General features: G+C 33.0%; 15 protein-coding genes. 9 read left to right on the top strand and 6 right to left on the bottom strand.

Features of this window, described 5'->3' with window-relative positions; genetic code table 11:
- Nucleotides 1-31 precede the first annotated feature (31 nt).
- On the bottom strand, nt 32-2,176 hold the full coding sequence (locus AC3Y25_RS14610) for a S46 family peptidase (protein WP_489903227.1): 2,145 nt from the start codon (nt 2,174-2,176) through the stop codon (nt 32-34).
- Between the two features lie 314 nt (nt 2,177-2,490).
- Here AC3Y25_RS14610 and AC3Y25_RS14605 point away from each other — a divergent pair, with 314 nt between their 5' ends.
- Nucleotides 2,491-3,021, top strand: coding sequence for an outer membrane beta-barrel protein (locus tag AC3Y25_RS14605; RefSeq protein WP_489903226.1), 531 nt, complete (start codon nt 2,491-2,493; stop codon nt 3,019-3,021).
- Nucleotides 3,022-3,129: 108 nt separating this feature from the next.
- Here the strand turns inward: AC3Y25_RS14605 and obgE are convergent, their stop codons facing one another.
- From obgE to hpt, 4 genes are all read right to left on the bottom strand, one after another.
- Nucleotides 3,130-4,131 carry a GTPase ObgE gene (gene obgE / locus AC3Y25_RS14600; protein WP_248728288.1) on the bottom strand — a complete coding sequence of 334 codons (1,002 nt, stop codon included), beginning with the start codon at nt 4,129-4,131 and terminating at the stop codon, nt 3,130-3,132.
- A 102-nt stretch (nt 4,132-4,233) separates the two neighbouring features.
- Nucleotides 4,234-5,508, bottom strand: a complete 1,275-nt coding sequence (locus AC3Y25_RS14595; RefSeq protein WP_489903225.1) for a hemolysin family protein — start codon at nt 5,506-5,508, stop codon at nt 4,234-4,236.
- A gap of 201 nt (nt 5,509-5,709) precedes the next feature.
- Nucleotides 5,710-6,282: an adenylate kinase gene (locus tag AC3Y25_RS14590; RefSeq protein WP_427875278.1), complete on the bottom strand. Its 573-nt coding sequence runs from the start codon at nt 6,280-6,282 to the stop codon at nt 5,710-5,712.
- A gap of 66 nt (nt 6,283-6,348) precedes the next feature.
- Entirely contained in the window at nt 6,349-6,879 is a 531-nt protein-coding gene (hpt, locus tag AC3Y25_RS14585; protein WP_244165420.1) for a hypoxanthine phosphoribosyltransferase, read from the bottom strand.
- Nucleotides 6,880-7,064: 185 nt separating this feature from the next.
- Here hpt and AC3Y25_RS14580 point away from each other — a divergent pair, with 185 nt between their 5' ends.
- From AC3Y25_RS14580 to purE, 7 genes are all read left to right on the top strand, one after another.
- Entirely contained in the window at nt 7,065-8,339 is a 1,275-nt protein-coding gene (locus tag AC3Y25_RS14580) for a PQQ-dependent sugar dehydrogenase (protein ID WP_489903224.1), read from the top strand.
- Nucleotides 8,340-8,608: 269 nt separating this feature from the next.
- Nucleotides 8,609-10,711 (top strand): TonB-dependent receptor, encoded by a 2,103-nt coding sequence (locus tag AC3Y25_RS14575; RefSeq protein WP_489903223.1) that lies wholly within the window; start codon nt 8,609-8,611, stop codon nt 10,709-10,711.
- Between the two features lie 23 nt (nt 10,712-10,734).
- Nucleotides 10,735-11,286, top strand: a complete 552-nt coding sequence (locus AC3Y25_RS14570; RefSeq protein WP_427875282.1) for a HEAT-like fold family protein — start codon at nt 10,735-10,737, stop codon at nt 11,284-11,286.
- Nucleotides 11,287-11,463: 177 nt separating this feature from the next.
- Entirely contained in the window at nt 11,464-12,612 is a 1,149-nt protein-coding gene (locus tag AC3Y25_RS14565; RefSeq protein ID WP_489903222.1) for a 5-(carboxyamino)imidazole ribonucleotide synthase, read from the top strand.
- A 68-nt stretch (nt 12,613-12,680) separates the two neighbouring features.
- Nucleotides 12,681-13,961, top strand: a complete 1,281-nt coding sequence (locus AC3Y25_RS14560; protein ID WP_489903221.1) for an AAA family ATPase — start codon at nt 12,681-12,683, stop codon at nt 13,959-13,961.
- Between the two features lie 2 nt (nt 13,962-13,963).
- Nucleotides 13,964-14,542 (top strand): hypothetical protein, encoded by a 579-nt coding sequence (locus tag AC3Y25_RS14555; protein ID WP_489903220.1) that lies wholly within the window; start codon nt 13,964-13,966, stop codon nt 14,540-14,542.
- A 70-nt stretch (nt 14,543-14,612) separates the two neighbouring features.
- Nucleotides 14,613-15,098 (top strand): 5-(carboxyamino)imidazole ribonucleotide mutase, encoded by a 486-nt coding sequence (gene purE / locus AC3Y25_RS14550; protein WP_489903219.1) that lies wholly within the window; start codon nt 14,613-14,615, stop codon nt 15,096-15,098.
- A 115-nt stretch (nt 15,099-15,213) separates the two neighbouring features.
- Here purE and AC3Y25_RS14545 read toward each other — a convergent pair whose 3' ends face one another.
- The gene (locus tag AC3Y25_RS14545) at nt 15,214-15,882 is read right to left on the bottom strand and encodes a hypothetical protein (protein WP_489903218.1); all 669 of its coding nucleotides are present in this window, start codon (nt 15,880-15,882) and stop codon (nt 15,214-15,216) included.
- A 222-nt stretch (nt 15,883-16,104) separates the two neighbouring features.
- Between AC3Y25_RS14545 and AC3Y25_RS14540 the strand changes: the two genes are divergently transcribed.
- On the top strand, nt 16,105-18,132 hold the full coding sequence (locus tag AC3Y25_RS14540) for a M3 family metallopeptidase (protein WP_489903217.1): 2,028 nt from the start codon (nt 16,105-16,107) through the stop codon (nt 18,130-18,132).
- Nucleotides 18,133-18,172: the final 40 nt, after the last annotated feature.

Here is an 18,172-nt window from a genome sequence, read left to right as displayed (position 1 = left end):
TCGGGTTTGATATTTAAATCAGAACTAAAGATTATTTAGCAATCGTCAATTCGTCAATAATGTTTTTAGCACCAGCGTACTTGTCAATAATCCAAAGTACGTAACGAATATCAACGTTGATCGTTCTTTGTAATTTAGGATCAAAAATTACGTCTCCAGCCATTGCTTCGATGTTTCCGTCAAAAGCAATTCCAATTAATTCTCCTTTTCCGTTAAGAACTGGTGAACCAGAATTTCCTCCAGTGATATCATTATCAGTTAAGAAGTTTACTGGCATATAACCAGCTTTATCAGCATACTGTCCGAAATCTTTTTTCTTGTTCAATTCTAATAAACGAGCTGGCAAGTCAAATTCCTGATCTCCTGCTTTGTATTTTTTAACCATACTTTCCATTGTAGTATAGTTATTGATTTTAGCATCGTTACGAGGATCTGCAGGTAAAGCACGAACTTTTCCGTAAGTTAATCTCAACGTAGAGTTTGCATCTGGATATTTAATTGCGTTTAATTTAGATTCTCTTAAACCTTCAACCAATTTACGGTAAGCAGTTGCAAAACCATCATCTGCTTTTGCTTGATCGTCTGTTTTAGAACGGTATTTTGTCAATAAATCATTAGAAATAATATACAATGGATCGTGCACAATTGCTAATGGTTTTGGATCAGCTAAAAATGCTAATACTTTTTCTTTATTAGTAAAATAACTAATCTCAGTTGCTTTTGCTACATCTGCAGTAAAGTCACCATTATTAGCTGTTTTCATTTTTGCAATTTCTGAAGCAATACCATATTCAGCACCTTTTGAAGCGTATAAATTCAATTGAGCTGTCAAAATGTCTTTTTCTAACGGAGCATTAAACTCACCATAGATACTTTCAACCATTGCATTGATTTTAGGAAGCATTTCTGCTTTCTTAGCATCATTTTCTTTATAGTAAGCAATTAATGCATTTCCTAAATTAGCAGGTCCAGTTGCATAACTAGAAGTACGTAAAAGTTGCATCAAATAATTATCGTGACGTGCTTTTAAGTTTGTTTCTCTGTAATAATCGTTTATAGTCGGAATTACATTTTCGTATTTCTCTTTGTTTGCAGGTTTACTTGCCCACTCGTAGAATTTATCTTCTTGTTCTGCTTTTGTATCAACAGTTCCAGCTTTTGTTAAAGCATCGATCATACCTTGACGGTTTTTCCAGTAGTTTGCAGTTGAAGCATATTTAGAAGCATACTGTAAACGAACAGTTGCATCTTTATCCATATACTTTTTCATTACATCCATTCCGGTTTTTGCACCTTCAACCCAAGCAGGATAAGCATATTTAATGTTTTGCTCAATTCCTCCAGCTGGCATCCAACGGTTTGTTCTTCCTGGATAACCTAAGATCATTGCAAAATCATTTTCTTTTACTCCTTTTAAACTTACAGGCAAATGGTGTTTAGGTTGCAATGGCACATTGTCTTTAGAATATGCTGCAGGATTTCCATCTTTATCTGCATAAACTCTAAACATAGAGAAATCTCCAGTTTGACGAGGCCATTCCCAGTTGTCTGTATCTCCACCAAATTTACCAACACTTTCAGGAGGAGTTCCAACTAAACGTACATCTGTGTAATCTTGATAAACAAAATAGTAATATTCATTTCCTTGAAAGAAAGGACGAACAGAAACAGTGTATTTTCCGTTTTCGCTGTTTTCTTTTTCAATTAAAGCGATTTCTTGCTGAATGATTTTGTTTCTTTCAGTTTCTGTCATAGTATCATTTACTTTAGACAAGATTCTTTTTGAAACATCATCCATACGAACAAAGAAACGAACGTATAAAGATTTAGGCTTTAGTTCTTCTGAACGATTTTTTGCCCAAAAACCATTTTTCAAATGATTTTGTTCTGCAGTTGAAAGTTCTGCAATCGCGCTATATCCACAGTGGTGATTAGTCAATACCAATCCGCTGTTTGAAACGATTTCAGCTGTACAGCCTCCATTGAATTGTACAATCGCATCTTTTAAGCTATGATTGTTGATACTGTAAATTTCTTCGGCTGTCAATTGCAAGCCCATTTTTTCCATATCTCTATGGTTCAATCTTTCGATAAACATCAAAAACCACATTCCTTCATCGGCTCTCATTGGGAAAGCCATAAGGCACATGGTCAAGAATAAAATTACTTTTTTCATGTTATTTTGTTTAAGTGATGCGAATATAACTCATTTTCGCAAAAAAAATAAGCTAAACAATCTTAAACTAAACATAACAAACAAAACAAAAAGGTGATTTTGCGAAATTCACAATTTTAGCAAAACAAGAATAACCTTTAAATTTTAAAAGTTACTTCACAAAAAATAATAAAAAGATTAGATAAAATGATTTTAAACTTTAATTAAAACCATTATTTATAAAAATAAACTTTCAAAATTAAAATTATAAATTAAATCTTTTCTTACAAATTGTTTTCTCCTACATTTGCCATCCAAATAAAAATGAAATTAAAATGAAAAAATTATTAGTAGCAGTTGTAATATTACTTACAACTATCGCAAGTGCACAGAAAAACTCTATCCTATTAGGCGGAAATGTTGGATTCTCCTCAGAGAAAATTGGAGAATCAAAACTTGAAAATTTTGAATTTTCTCCAAAAGTTGGATATCAGTTTGCTGACCAATGGACAGCAGGAGTTGAAGGTTCTATTGCAAACGTAAAAACAAAAGGGACAGACACAACTGAAAAATATAAAATTGGTGGTTTTGTACGTTACTCGACTCCGCTTTCTGAACTATTCTCTGTTTATGTAGACTTAGGTGCAGGATATCAAAACACTTCACTAAACAATGCAAAAGGAATGTATGCAAGTTTTGATCCAGGATTATTTATTAATATGAAAAATGGTTTTGGTTTGAATTTCTCTATTGGAGGAATCAATTACGATAATCTTGACGGAAAAAATGATCCAAGACAAGAACGTTTTGGTTTTAACTTTGGAAAAACTCTAAACATCGGAATTTCTAAAAACTTCGGATTATAATTAAAAGTAAAGATTTAGCCATCTTAATACTTTTTGTTTTTTCGTGCAAAAAGTAAAAACCCGACAATAAATAATATTGTCGGGTTTTATATTTTTAGTAAAATACTTTTACTCGTTAAGCATTTTCCAAAGTCTGTCTTTCAAATCTGTTAAACCTTGCTGGGCAACAGACGAAATAAACATATAAGGAACTCCGTTGAACGAAACATCTAATTCTGCTTTCAACTCTGCTTTCAATTCGTCATCCAACATATCGCATTTTGAAATAACAACAAGACGTTCTTTATCTAACATTTCGGGATTGTATTTAGTCAATTCATTCACCAAAATATCATATTCTGCCTTGATATCAGCGGTATCAACTGGAATTAAAAATAATAATGTTGAGTTACGCTCAATATGACGCAAGAAATAATGACCAAGACCTTTTCCTTCGGCAGCACCTTCAATAATTCCAGGAATATCGGCAATTACAAAAGATTGAAAATCTCTGTAAGCTACGATTCCTAAATTAGGTTTTAAAGTCGTAAACGGATAATCTGCAATTTTGGGTTTTGCTGAAGTTAATACAGACAATAATGTAGATTTTCCAGCATTTGGAAAACCAACTAAACCAACATCGGCCAAAACTTTAAGTTCTAGAATAACATCCATTTCTATTCCAAGCAAACCTGGCTGTGCATAACGAGGTGTTTGGTTTGTAGAACTTCTAAAATGCCAGTTCCCTAAACCTCCCTTTCCTCCTCTTGCAAGAATCTGTTTTTCTCCGTGTTCCGTAATTTCAAAAAGTGTCTCTCCAGTTTCTTTGTCTTTTACAACAGTTCCTAGTGGCACTTCAATGATTTTATCTTCTCCATCTGCACCTGTACTACGATCGCCACCTCCATCTCCACCGTGACCAGCTTTAATGTGACGTGCAAACTTTAAATGAAATAATGTCCAGAGTCCTTTATTTCCAACTAAATACACATGTCCTCCACGGCCTCCATCTCCTCCGTCGGGACCTCCTTTTTCAATAAATTTCTCTCTATGTAAATGCGTAGATCCTTTTCCTCCTTTTCCGGAAGAAACATATATCTTAACGTAGTCTACAAAATTTCCTTCTGTCATTTTCTTTGTTTATGTAAAGTTTCAAGTTTCATGTTTCAAGTTTCAAGTTGCGTAATGCATAATCTGAAACTTGAAACATGAAACTTGAAACAAATTTTCTCTCTACTCTTTCAATGCTCTCACAAGCACTTTATCAATCTTAACACCGTCCATATCGATTACCTCTAGGACGAATTTCTGCCAAACTAATTTTTCGCCTTCTTTTGGAATATGTGAAAGCTCCGTCATAATCATTCCGCTTACGGTATTTACTTCGTAATCGTTTGTTAATTCGTCCAACTCAAAATAAGTTAAGAAATCGTGTAATGAATAATGTCCGTCAACCAGCCATGAACCGTCTTCTCTTTCTATAAGCTGGAATTCATCTTTATAAAATTCAGATGCATCTCCAACTAAAGCTTCCAGAATATCATTCAAAGTAATTAAACCTTGAAAAACCCCATATTCATCTGAAACTAAAGCGTAATGAACACCTGTTTTTTTGAAATTTTCTAAAGCTTTGTATGCTGTAGTTTGCTCCATTAAATAAGGTGCATCAGAAACTATTGCTGACAAATCAAAATTATCATTTTCGATGTTAGCAAAAATATTTTTAAGTGTTACAACTCCAACAATATCATCGTAATTATCATTATAAACTGGATAAACAGTATGCAGATCCTGAACTACCAATTCTTTAATCTTTTCTCTGTCTGCTTTTAGTGGAAGCATATCAACAGATTTTCTGTGTGTCATTAACGAACTTACTTTTCTATCTCCGATATGAAAAACACGTTCCACGATATCTTGCTCTATTTCTTGAACCTCTCCTACTTCTGTACCTTCTTTAATAATGGCTTTAATTTCTTCTTCTGTAACTTTTCCGTCAGCAGTTGGTTTTATCTGAAAAACATTCAGCAAAAAATCTGTTGATGAAGTTAAAAGCCAAATAAATGGTGCCGTAATAATCGAAATCACTTTCATTGGCATTGCAACCATTTTAGCAATAGCTTCTGGATAATTTAATCCGATTCGTTTTGGAAGTAATTCTCCCAAAACCAATGAGAAAAAAGTTAATACAACCACTACAATTCCAACTGCAATTGAATGTGCATAGGGTTTAAGAGAGGCAAAACCTGCCACAAAAAGCTCTACATCGGCAGTGATTTTGTCACCAGAATAAATACCCGTCAAAATTCCGATTAAGGTAATTCCGATTTGTACAGTAGATAAAAACTTATTTGGGGAATTGGCTAAATCGAGTGCCGTTTTAGCGCTTTTGTTGCCTTTTTTCGCAGCAGTTTCCAGCCTGTTTTTACGGGCCGAAATCAAGGCGATTTCAGACATGGAGAAAACTCCGTTTAATAGAATTAGAAAAAATATAATTAGTATTTCCAATTGATAGGGGATTCGTTATAAAATGGTCTCGTTAAATGTAATTTGTATTCAATTTATTAAGGCTGTCAATTAAAAAACTAATTTTTCTAACCCAAAAACTTTGATTGTCAAAAACATTTGAAAAGCCCGTTTTAGAGTTAGAAAAATAGTTTTTTTGAGCCCGATAATTATCGGGAGTAACGTACAGCTTAAAAAAGCTTTCTACAAATTATCTATAACTGACGTTAAGCGCTCTGTAATTTGTTCCACAGTTCCGATACCATCTACGGCATGAAACTTATTTTGTTCTTTGTAATATCCAATAAGAGGAGCTGTTTTCTCATTATATTCTTGATATCTTACACGAATTTTTTCTTCGTCTTGATCATCAGCTCTTCCGCTTGTTTTTCCTCTTTCAAGTAAACGTTTTACCAAAATTTCGTCATCAGCTTCTAAAGCGATTGTTGCTGTTACGCTTGACCCAATTGTTGGTAAAAATTTATCTAAAGCTTCTGCCTGATTGATTGTTCTTGGATAACCGTCAAACAAAAATCCTGCAGTATCTGGATGTTTTTTAACCTCATCAATTAACATTGCAGTTGTTACTTCGCAAGGAACCAATTCTCCATTGTCCATAAAAACTCTTGCTTTTTTTCCTAGTTCAGTATCATTTTTTAAATTAAAACGAAAAATATCTCCAGTTGAAAGGTGTGTTAAATTGTATTTTTCTTTTAAAAATTCTGCCTGAGTTCCTTTTCCTGCACCAGGCTTTCCAAATAAAACGATGTTAATCATAATTGAAATGAGTGTTGTTACTTCTGTCTTTCAGAAGTCTTTAAATGAATATATAGTTGTGTTTTGTTATTCTGCTAATTTGTAAACTTCAGTTAGGTTTCTTCCTAAACCATCGTAGTCTAAACCGTAACCTACAATAAATTTGTTCGGAATTCTAATTCCGATATAATCTATTTTTATATCTTTTTTATAAGCTTCTGGTTTAAAAAACAATGTTGCAATTTTAAAATGCTTAACATTCTGCGCTTTAAACAAATGCTTTAATTCTTCAATTGTGTTTCCAGTATCAATAATATCTTCAATAATAATTACCGTTCTTCCAGACAAATCTTGGTTAATTCCAATTAGTTCTTTAACCGAATTTGTTGTTTCAGTTCCTTCATACGATGCCATTTTGATAAACGAAACCTCGCACGGTTTTTTATACTTTTTCAAAAAATCTGACACTACCATAAAAGCGCCATTCAAAACTCCAATAAAAATTGGCGTATCATCTCCAAAATCATCTTCGACCTGAGCCACTATTTTAGTTAAAGCAAAATCAATTTCTTTAGCCGAAATAAACGGAACAAATTGTTTATCGTGAAGTTGTATCATTATTTTTCATTTTAAAATAATGGACAAAGATAAAGAATTAGAACTTAACTGCTTCTATCAAAATGGAGTGTATCGCGATATTTTTTAAGAATGTTAAATATCAGTTAATGTTTACAAATTATTTTTTGAGACTACCCGAATTTTAAGTAAATTGTTGTACTATAATTATTTAACTCCAAAAACCAATGAAAAAATCCTTAACCTTATTTTCAATTCCATTATTAGCCTTAATGACTGCCTGCAATGGGCAAGTAAAAAAAGAAGAAAAAGAAGCTTTGGCGAAACAGCCAAACAATGTTGTAAAAACTGCCATTGGAGATATTACGCTTCCTCCACCCTATGCAACCGAATCAAAAAGCAACAATAGTAAAGTGATTGGCTGGCCTGCTGGCAAAACTCCAAAGGCCCCTGAAGGTTTTACCGTAACTAAATTTGCTGACGGATTTGAGAATCCGCGTTGGACTTACATTGCGCCGAACCAAGATATTTTTGTGGTGGAAAGCGGAACTCGCAATAGCAAAAATCAGATTACAGTTTTACGAGATAAAGATAAGGACGGAAAATTTGAAACTAGAGAAGTTTTTATTTCTGGACTAAACAAACCTTTCGGAATGCTAGTCCTAAAAGACTTTTTCTACATTGCCAATACCGACGGATTATACCGTTATCCTTATAAAAACAATCCGCTTAAATTGGAAACTAAAGGAGAAAAAATTCTTGAACTTCCTGCGGGAGGTTACAACAATCACTGGACAAGAAATTTATTGGCAAGTCCAGACGGAAACAAAATTTACGTTTCTGTGGGTTCCGGAAGTAATGTTGGCGAAAACGGAATGGACAAAGAAGTGCGTCGCGCAGCAATTTTAGAAATTAATCCAGACGGAACTGGAGAAAAAATCTTCGCCTCGGGTCTTAGAAATCCAGTTGGAATGGACTGGAATCCTGCCAACAAAGAACTGTGGACTGCAGTAAATGAACGAGACGAATTGGGCGACGACCTAGTTCCAGATTATATTACAAGTGTAAAAAGAGATGGTTTCTACGGATGGCCTTATTCTTATTTTGGAAGTATTCCTGATCCGAGAATGAAAGGCGAAAGAAAAGATTTAGTCGAAAAAGCAATTGTTCCAGATGTTCCCGTTGGTTCGCATACTGCTTCATTGGGATTGGCTTTTTATACTAAAGATGCTTTTCCTGCAAAATATAAAAACGGCGCTTTTGTAGGTCAGCATGGTTCTTGGAACCGTTCTAAAATTTCGGGCTATAAAGTACTTTTTGTTCCCTTTAAAGATGGAAAACCGTCAGGAAAACCAGAAGATTTTTTAACAGGTTTTATTTCTGATGCAAACAAAGCAGAAGTTTACGGACGTCCTGTTGCCGTAACCGCGATGAATGACGGATCGCTTTTAGTAAATGATGATAGCAGTAATACGATTTGGAAGGTTACAGCCAATAAATAAATCACAATACTTAAATCTCAAATTCCAATTCCGAAAATTATTGGAATAATTATAAAAAGAAAATTTTAAACACATAGAGACATAGATTTTTGTTTAAAAGATGTTATTAAGAAAACTCGTTTTCGCACATAGTTTTGTTATGTGGCTTTTGATAAGTGAAACGCCTTTTTTGCCTCAATCAATGCTATGTTTCTATGTGTTAAAAATAAATCTCAATAGTAATCTGTTCAGATAAAATTCCAAATTCCTAGAATTGCTACATAAAATATATGTTTTTAAAAAAATACTATTTTCTAATTATTGTTTTTTCGATTTTACAAAATCTAATTGCACAAGAAAAAGAAGTCCAAAATATTGATTCTGTCAAAACTCAAAAACTGAATGAAGTTTTAATAAGTCCGCTTCATATCAATCGTGATTTACAGAATAGTCCTTCATCGATTGGCATTTTATCCGAAAAAGAATTACTTCGAAATAACACTACAGACATTAGCAATGTCATTAATACAATTCCTGGCGTTTTTATGCAATCGTCAAATATCACCACAACCCGAATTTCGATTCGCGGAATTGGCGCGAGAACTCCATACGGAACCAATAAAATTAGAGCTTTTTACGGAAGTATTCCGCTGACATCTGGAAACAGCGAAACGGTAATTGACGATATCGATCTTCAAAACATCAATCAACTTGAAGTCATAAAAGGGCCACTTTCGAGTATTTATGGAGCAGGTTTGGGCGGAGCGATTCTCATTTCGCCTCAAACATTAAAAAAAGGCAATTATCAAACCGAAATAAGTTCTGTTTTTGGTTCTTTTGGCTTGCTCAAAAACAGAGTAAGTTTTGATTTGAACGAAAAAAGTTCTTCTTTAAGTCTCAGTTATCATAATTTAAAAACAGACGGATGGCGCCAAAATAGCGCTTACAATCGGGAAGGAATTACACTTTCGGGAGAATTATTCCGAAAGAAAAACAGTAAACTGACATACTTCTCTAATTATACTTATTTAAAAGCTTTTATTCCGAGTTCCATCAATAAAACTACTTTCGAAAATAATCCGCAGGCGGGCGCGCCAACTTGGGTTGCTTCACAGGGTTTTAAAGAATACAAATCGACTTTGGGCGGATTGGCTTATGATTTCCATATAAACGATCACCTCAACAATTCGACTTCGGTTTTCATCAATTATAAAGACAGCAACGAACCGCGACCTTTTGATATTTTACGTCAATATACTTTTGCCTCAGGCGTAAGAACACAATTTTCTGGTGATTTTACAATCGGAAAAATCAAAAATCAATTTATTGCCGGATTGGAATATTTCAGAGATAATTACAGCAGTAATACTTTTGAAAATCTTTATCAGCAAAATAATGGAAACGGAAGTTTGCAAGGCGATCAACTTACAGCAACTGACCAGAAAAGACATTTTTATAATGTTTTTTCGCAAATTAGAACTTTACTTTCTGATCGATTTGAAATTCAGGCAGGATTAAATTACAACAAAACCAAATTCGAATTGCAGAATGATTTTGCCGCTTCCGCGGATAACCCGAAGGAAGAATATAGTTATGATGGCATTTTTTCGCCACAACTTTCTTTTTTATTTAAGCCAAACGAAATTCAAACTTTTTACTTTTCTGTAAGCCGAGGATTTTCTCTTCCCGCAACCGAAGAAACTTTAACCTCAACAGGAAATATCAATCAGAACATCAAACCGGAAACAGGCTATAATTTTGAATTGGGAGGAAAACTACATTTCTTCAATAAAAAACTGTATACACAAATTGCCGTTTATCGAATGGAAATTAAAGATTTATTAGTTGCCAAAAGAATTGGCGACGATCAATACGAAGGCGTAAATGCAGGAAAAACCTTTCATGAAGGAATTGAAATCTCATTAAACCACAATTGGCCAATCAATCAAACTTTTAATTTAAATTCTTATGTCGGAACATCTATCGGAAATTATGAATTCAAAGAATTTGTCGACAACGGAAATGATTATTCTGGAAACAAATTAACTGGAGTTCCCGCCAATACGGCAAGTGCTGGTTTTATCCTAAACACCAATTCAGGGTTTTATGTTTCAGCCGATTTTCAGTTCACAGATAAAATCCCGATGAACGATTCAAATGCCAATTTTTCAGATTCTTATTCTCTTTTGAATTTAAAAACGGGTTACCAATTCGAAATTCTATCGGGTTTAAAAGCACGTTTAGACGCTGGAATCAATAATGTAACAAATGAAAAATATGCTTCTATGATTTTAACCAACGCAACAGGAGTTGGAAATGCGCAACCGAGATTTTATTATCCTGGATTACCCATAAATTATTACGGAATTATCTCATTAAATTACTTATTTTAGCGTTGTATTAAATACCAAAAACAATGCTATCCGAATTGCAAAAAAAACTGGATTACGTAAATGCATATAGAGAAAACCGTCTCAAAGCTGCGCAAGATGTTCTAGAAAACCCCACGCTTTTTAGTGAATTGGTTTCAATTTGCTTTTCGCCCGAAGATAAAAACAATCATAAAGCCTGCTGGATTTTAGAATTTGTTTCGTATGAAGAATTGCTTTGGCTCCAGCCTCATCTTGATTTTTTCTGTTCGAATTTGAAAGTTTTAAAAGATGAAAGTTCCATGCGCCCCATTGCAAAGGTGACACAACTTTTAGTTAAATCGCATTATAAGAAAAACGAAAACTGCATAAAACTTTCTGAAGAAAATCTCCAAGACTGTATTGAAGCTTCTTTTGATTGGTTAATTAATGACACCAAAGTCGCAACAAAAGCCTACTCGATTCGCACTTTATATATTCTAGGAAATTATTACGACTGGATTCATCCCGAATTAAAAGTAATAATTGATAAAGATTTCGGAGATCATTCTGCAGCCTATAAAGCCGTTGCCAAAGAAGTATTAAAGAAAATAAAATAAGTTTTTAATAGCCACGACCCGAGCGATAGCGAACAGGCGAAGCAATTCACGAATTATTTTTTTATACATAATGCAAGGAAAAAAAAATTCGTGAATTCGTGGCGGAAAAAACTTGTACTCAACGAAATTTTGGCTAAAAAAAGATTAAAAAGTATCTTTGCAAAAACACAACACAAAATGAATTATTTTTCTTCTGATTTTAAATTGGGAATATTAGGTGGCGGACAATTAGGTAAAATGCTTTTGTTCGACACCAGAAAATTTGATATACAAACTTACGTTCTAGATCCGAGCGACGAAGCGCCTAGCAAAATCGCCTGCAACAAGTTTTTTCAAGGCGATCTAATGGATTATGAAACCGTTTACAACTTCGGGAAACAAGTCGATGTTTTGACCTTCGAAATCGAATTGGTAAACCTTGAAGCTTTAACGCAATTAGAAAACGAAGGACTAAAAATATATCCATCTCCAAAAACTTTAAAAGGAATTCAGAATAAAGGCATTCAAAAAGATTTTTACGCTAAAAATAATATCCCAACTGCACCATTTGAAAGATTCCAAAATTTAGATCAACTAAAATCTAAAATTAACGATTTACAATTGCCATTTGTATGGAAATGCACTGAATTTGGTTATGATGGAAATGGCGTAAAAATAGTTCGTCAAGCTTCAGATTTAGATACGCTTCCAAATGTAGAATGTATTGCAGAAACTATGGTTCCGTTCAAAAATGAATTGGCGGTAATTGTGGTCAGAAATCCATCGGGCGAAATGAAAACCTATCCGGTTGTAGAAATGGAATTTCACCCAGAAGCAAACCAAGTTGAATATGTAATCTGCCCAGCAAGAATCGATGATAAAGTAGCCGAAAAAGCGAGAGCAGTTGCCTTAAAAGTTTCAGAAAAATTTAATCATGTTGGTCTTTTAGCTGTAGAAATGTTCCAAACTCAGGATGATGAAATTTTAGTCAATGAAGTTGCTCCTCGCCCACACAATTCTGGACATTATTCAATTGAAGCAAGTTATACTTCACAATTCGAAAATCATTTGCGCGCTATTTTAGATCTTCCTTTAGGAAACACTGACAGTAAAGTTGCTGGAATTATGGTAAATTTAGTGGGTGCCGAAGGTCATTCTGGAAATGTAATTTATGAAAACATCGAAACCATTTTAGGATGGGATGGTGTTACGCCACATATTTACGGCAAAAAACAAACTCGCCCTTTCAGAAAAATGGGTCACGTTACAATTGTAAACGAAAATATGGCTGAAGCAAGAAGAATTGCACAGGAAGTTAAAAATACTATTAAAGTGATTAGCGCTTAGTGATTAGTCTCCGCTTTTCAGTTTATAATATCAATCCTTTTTTAATTAGCTTTGTAAAAATTCAATAAATGAAAATTTCAAAATTACATATCGATCAGTTTAGACATTTAGAAAATCTAGATTTTGATTTTACTTATCAAAGTGGTGAACGAAAAGGTGAACCTTTAGATAAAATATGTTTTATTGGACAAAGTGCTACTGGGAAGACTGGTTTATTAGAGTTAATTAAAGAGAGACATATTTCTATAAATAATTGCATTGTTTCAGATAGCGTTTTTTCATACAAAATTGGAATTCCTATTAATTTTGGCAGCGTAATTTTTGAGCATAATGATGATTTAATTGAAATCAATAACAAAACACTGAATTTTAATGGACAATCACTCAAATATGCACATACTGGAAACTTTTCTAATTTATTAAGTGATGCAACTAGCAATTACATTTATTATTTTAAAGCAAATTTAATTTCGGAAAAAAATATTGAACTTTTTACAAAGAACCCCACTGATTTAGTCGAAAAATATCCGGGAATAGATGAAAGGTTTATTTTGACTAATATGTACTCAAAAGAAAATCCAATCATTTTTGATGATAATGTTGACTCTGATTTGTGGTTAATTTTATTAAACGAAATTTTAAATTACCGTAAAAATTTTACTCAGAAAATGTCTGAGCTAATACACAAAGGTTTAATTGCTGATGCAAAAAAATTAGGTTTAGAATTTCAAAAATGGCAACAAAATAATCCAAACAAACTGGAGGATTTTGCTGAGAAATTTAATCCGATTTTAGAAAAATTAAATTTAGAAGTAGATTTAATTAATACTGAATATTCCATACCTATTAAAAACAAAAAAAATGATGAAATAATACCCATACAAAACACTAGTACAGGAACAAAAGGATTATTATTATCATTTTTACCATTATTCAAACTAGAAACCAAAGACTCAATAATTTTAATTGATGAACCAGAAAGATCATTATATCCAGATATGCAAATGGATTTAATGGATAACTACAAAAATCTTGCTCCAGAAGCTCAATTTGTTGTTGCAACTCATTCTCCTTTTGTAGCCGCTTCTTTTGAGCCTGATGAACGTTTCATTTTATATTTTGATAATGAAGGAAAAGTAGCAGTCCGTAGAGGAAGTTCTCCAATTGGAGATGATCCAAACGATATGCTTTATAATGATTTTGGAATTAACTATATCAATAAATATGGGCAACAAAAACATCAGGAATATTTAGACTTAAAACAAAAAATACACTTCGAAACTGATCCTAAAAAGAAGGAAGAAATTTCAGAACAGTTAGAAAAATTAGGTGAAGAATATAATTTCTAAACATGAAAAGAGTTTTTAAGAACCCAACTTCTGAAATCATTATCCAAAAAATAATTTATAAAAAAGGTAATAATAAAAAGTTATCTTCTATCCTTTTAAAAGAACAGAAAAACTTTTGCGCCTACACCGAAGAATATATTGGATGTAATGATGCCGTTGATATAGAACATTTTAATCCTAATTTAAAATATTTAGAAACTGATTCTTATCAAAACTGGTTTATAGTAAAGCACAAACCAAATAATCTTAAAAGAACCACTTGGATTGAACCTATACTTTATCCATTTGATGAAAATTTTGAAACAAGGTTAATTTATTCTGATGGTTATTTTTTATATAATCCCGAAGACATTGAAGCAAAAAACTTAATTGATCTTTTGAATTTGAATGATGAAATTTTTGTAAAAAATAGAAAAAGATTTATCCAAAGAAGAAAAGAAAGAATTGCCGAAAAAGAAATCTCAGCATTTGATTATTTCACAGAAAAAATTGAAAACGAAATTGAATCTTTAAAATATTTAAGAGCAATTCAAGAAGAATTTGTTATAGATATTTGGAACATGATTCCAAAAATAGAATAAAATAAATAGTGTCTGCAGTTTCCAACAACTTGAAACTTTAAACCTGAAACAAATACAACAAACAAAAAACATGAGCAAAGTAGCTATTATAATGGGAAGCATCTCAGACATGCCAGTTATGCAGGATGCAATCGACATATTAAAACAATTTAATGTAGAAGTTGAAGTAGATATCGTTTCGGCACACAGAACGCCAGAGAAATTATTCGATTTCAGCAAAAATGCACACACTCGCGGAATCTCCGTAATTATTGCCGGTGCGGGCGGTGCGGCGCATTTACCTGGAATGGTAGCTTCAATGTCTCCGCTTCCTGTAATTGGAGTTCCTGTAAAATCAAGCAATTCTATTGATGGTTGGGATTCTGTTTTATCTATTCTGCAAATGCCAGGTGGAGTTCCTGTTGCAACTGTTGCTTTAAACGGAGCAAAAAACGCAGGAATCTTAGCAGCACAAATCATCGGAAGCCACGATAAAAAAGTTTTAGATGCTATTATTTCTTACAAAGAAGAATTGAAAGCAGCAGTTAATAAAGCAGCTGAAGGTTTAAAAAAGTAATTCCACAGAGATACACAAAAAAAACACAGAGGCGCACAAAATTTTTGTGAATCTTTGTGTTTTTTCTTTGAGCTTCTTTGTGAAACTAAATCTACAATTTTATCTCTTTTTTGAATTAAGCCGCATCTTCAACTTCTTCCAAAACAGATTCAAATTCAGATTCTTTTATATCTTCTTTATTTATCCAATTTTCTGAAGTAACAAGATCATAGTTGATATCATCATCTGTTTTCAAATCCCAAACAATACTTTCAGCTTCTGGAAATGGAATATTTTGAGAAATTTGATTTTCAAACAATCTCTTGATAAGATTTCTGTCAGACAAACCATTATTCAATAATTTCAAAACGTTTTCAGATGTCAACTTTTGCGGTTCTCCATCAGTTGGCGTCATAGAAAAATGAACTATAGAAGCTTTTGCATTTGGAAATTTTCCGTTATATGCTTTAAAAAGTAATTGATTAATATGAAATAAAGTCCCTTGCATGTGAATTTCTGGGTATTCTTCACAAACTTTATCAATTAACATATTGTTCGATATTTGCTCCACTTGTCCCTCGGTTAATTCCTCTCCCAATTTATATTCTAAAACTATTGCAGCGGCTTCATTAGCTTCGTAATCAGAAATAGCCATTTCTAATAATTCTGGCAAACTGCTTTTCTCAGCCGTCGAGCCATCTGGATAATTAAATTTTCCTAATAACTGAATAAAATCTTCATCAGACCAATATCCTTCTACTTCATTCACCGTATCAATATTCTTAATTACTACTTGATAATTCATCATTTCAGTTTTTATAATTTATGATTAGAATTTTGTATTCTAAGCTTTTTCTCAATTTACGCCTTTTCAAACCACCTTCAACAATAAATAACATATCTCTAACACAATTTAAGAGAGTTTTATGCCCAGAATGAATTCTTTATATCCAATTAGATTTTTATAAATTGTTATCTTTGGAATTCAAAAATTTCGAGTTCAATTAATAAAAAATTTTATATCAAAATGAGCGTCTTACTTTCAAAATTTATAACTAAACATAATACAGCCCCTTTTTCTCAAATTAAAATAGAAGATTACGTTCCGGCTTTTCAAGAAGGAATTGCTTTGGCTAAAGCCGAAATTGATGCAATCGTAAATAATCCAGATGTGCCAACTTTTGAAAATACAATTGTGGCGATGGATTTTTCGGGCGATATTTTAGATCGTCTTTCTAGTATTTTCTTCAATTTAAATTCGGCAGAAACGAATGACGAAATGCAGAAAATTGCGCAGGAAGTTTCGCCTTTACTTTCAGAATTTGGAAATGACATTCGCTTAAACGCTGAATTATTTGCGAAAGTAAAAGCCGTTTACGATCAAAAAGAAAATTTAAATCTAAATGCAGAACAAACAACTTTATTAGATAAAAAATACAAAAGCTTTTCGAGAAACGGTGCCAATCTGCCAGAAGACAAGAAAAATCAATTAAGAGAAATTGACAAAGAATTATCTAAACTGAGTTTACAATTTGGTGAAAATGTTTTGGCAGAAACCAACAATTTCGAATTGCATTTAACGGATGAAAAGGATTTATCAGGTTTACCAGAAGGAACAATCGAAGCTGCAAGATTATTAGCTAAAAACCAAGAAAAAGAAGGCTGGATTTTCACTTTAGACCATCCAAGTTATGTTCCGTTTTTGACTTATGCAGATAATCGTGAATTGCGTAAAAAAATGGCAATTGCATTTGGTGCAAAAGCATTTCAAAATAACGAATTCAACAACGAGGAAAACGTTTTAAAAATTGCTAAACTTCGTCATGAAAGAGCTAATTTATTAGGCTACAAAACGCACGCACATTTTGTTCTCGAAGAAAGAATGGCCGAAAGTCCAGAGAAAGTTTTCTCTTTCCTGAATGATTTATTAGCAAAAGCAAAACCAGCAGCTCAAAAAGAATTTGCAGAATTAACTGCTTTCGCAAAAGAACTAGATGGAATCGAACAATTAGAGAAATGGGACGGCGCTTATTATTCTGAAAAATTAAAACAGCAGCTTTTTAATTTAGACGATGAAAAACTGAAGCCTTATTTTCAATTAGAAAAAGTATTAGACGGCGCTTTTACGGTTGCCAAAAAATTATACGGTTTAACTTTTACGGAAGTTTTTGATATTGATAAATACCACGAAGAAGTTACCACTTATGAAGTAAGAGATGCTGATAACAATTTGGTTTCGATTTTCTATGCTGATTTCTTCCCAAGAAAAGGAAAAAGAAACGGGGCTTGGATGACTTCATTCAAATCACAATATGTAAAAGACGGCGTAAACGAAAGACCTCATATTTCTAATGTTTGTAATTTTACAAAACCGACAGAAACAAAACCCTCGTTATTGACTTTTAATGAAGTGACCACTTTATTCCACGAATTTGGTCACGGTTTACATGGAATGTTAGCAAATACGGTTTACCCAAGTTTGTCTGGAACTTCTGTTTATTGGGATTTTGTAGAATTACCAAGTCAGATTATGGAAAACTGGTGTTACGAACCAGAAGCGTTAGCTTTGTTTGCAAATCATTATGAAACGGGAGAAATCATTCCGATTGAATACGTTCAGAAAATTAAAGAAAGTGCGAGTTTTCAAGAAGGTTTGGCAACATTACGTCAATTAAGTTTCGGATTATTAGATATGGCTTGGCACGGACAAGATCCAACCAATATTACAGATCTAAAAGCTTTCGAAACGGAACAATTTGCTAATACACAATTGTATCCTGATGTAAAAGAAAATGCTATGAGTACAGCGTTTTCTCATATTTTTCAAGGTGGATATTCTTCTGGATATTACAGCTACAAATGGGCAGAAGTTTTGGATGCAGATGCTTTTGAATATTTCCAAGAAAATGGAATCTTCAACGAAGAAATTGCAAAGAAATTCAAAGACAATGTTCTTTCTAAAGGAGGAACAGAACATCCTATGACTTTGTACAAACGTTTTAGGGGACAAGAACCAAAGCCTGAAGCTTTATTGAAAAGAGCGGGATTATTATAGAGTTTGTAAGATACTAAGCTCCTAAGTTGCTAAGTTTCCT

This window comes from Flavobacterium sp. LK-23, from assembly GCF_058135255.1.
Note: the sequence above shows the minus strand (reverse complement) of the source record. Positions and strands in the feature narration are given on the sequence as shown.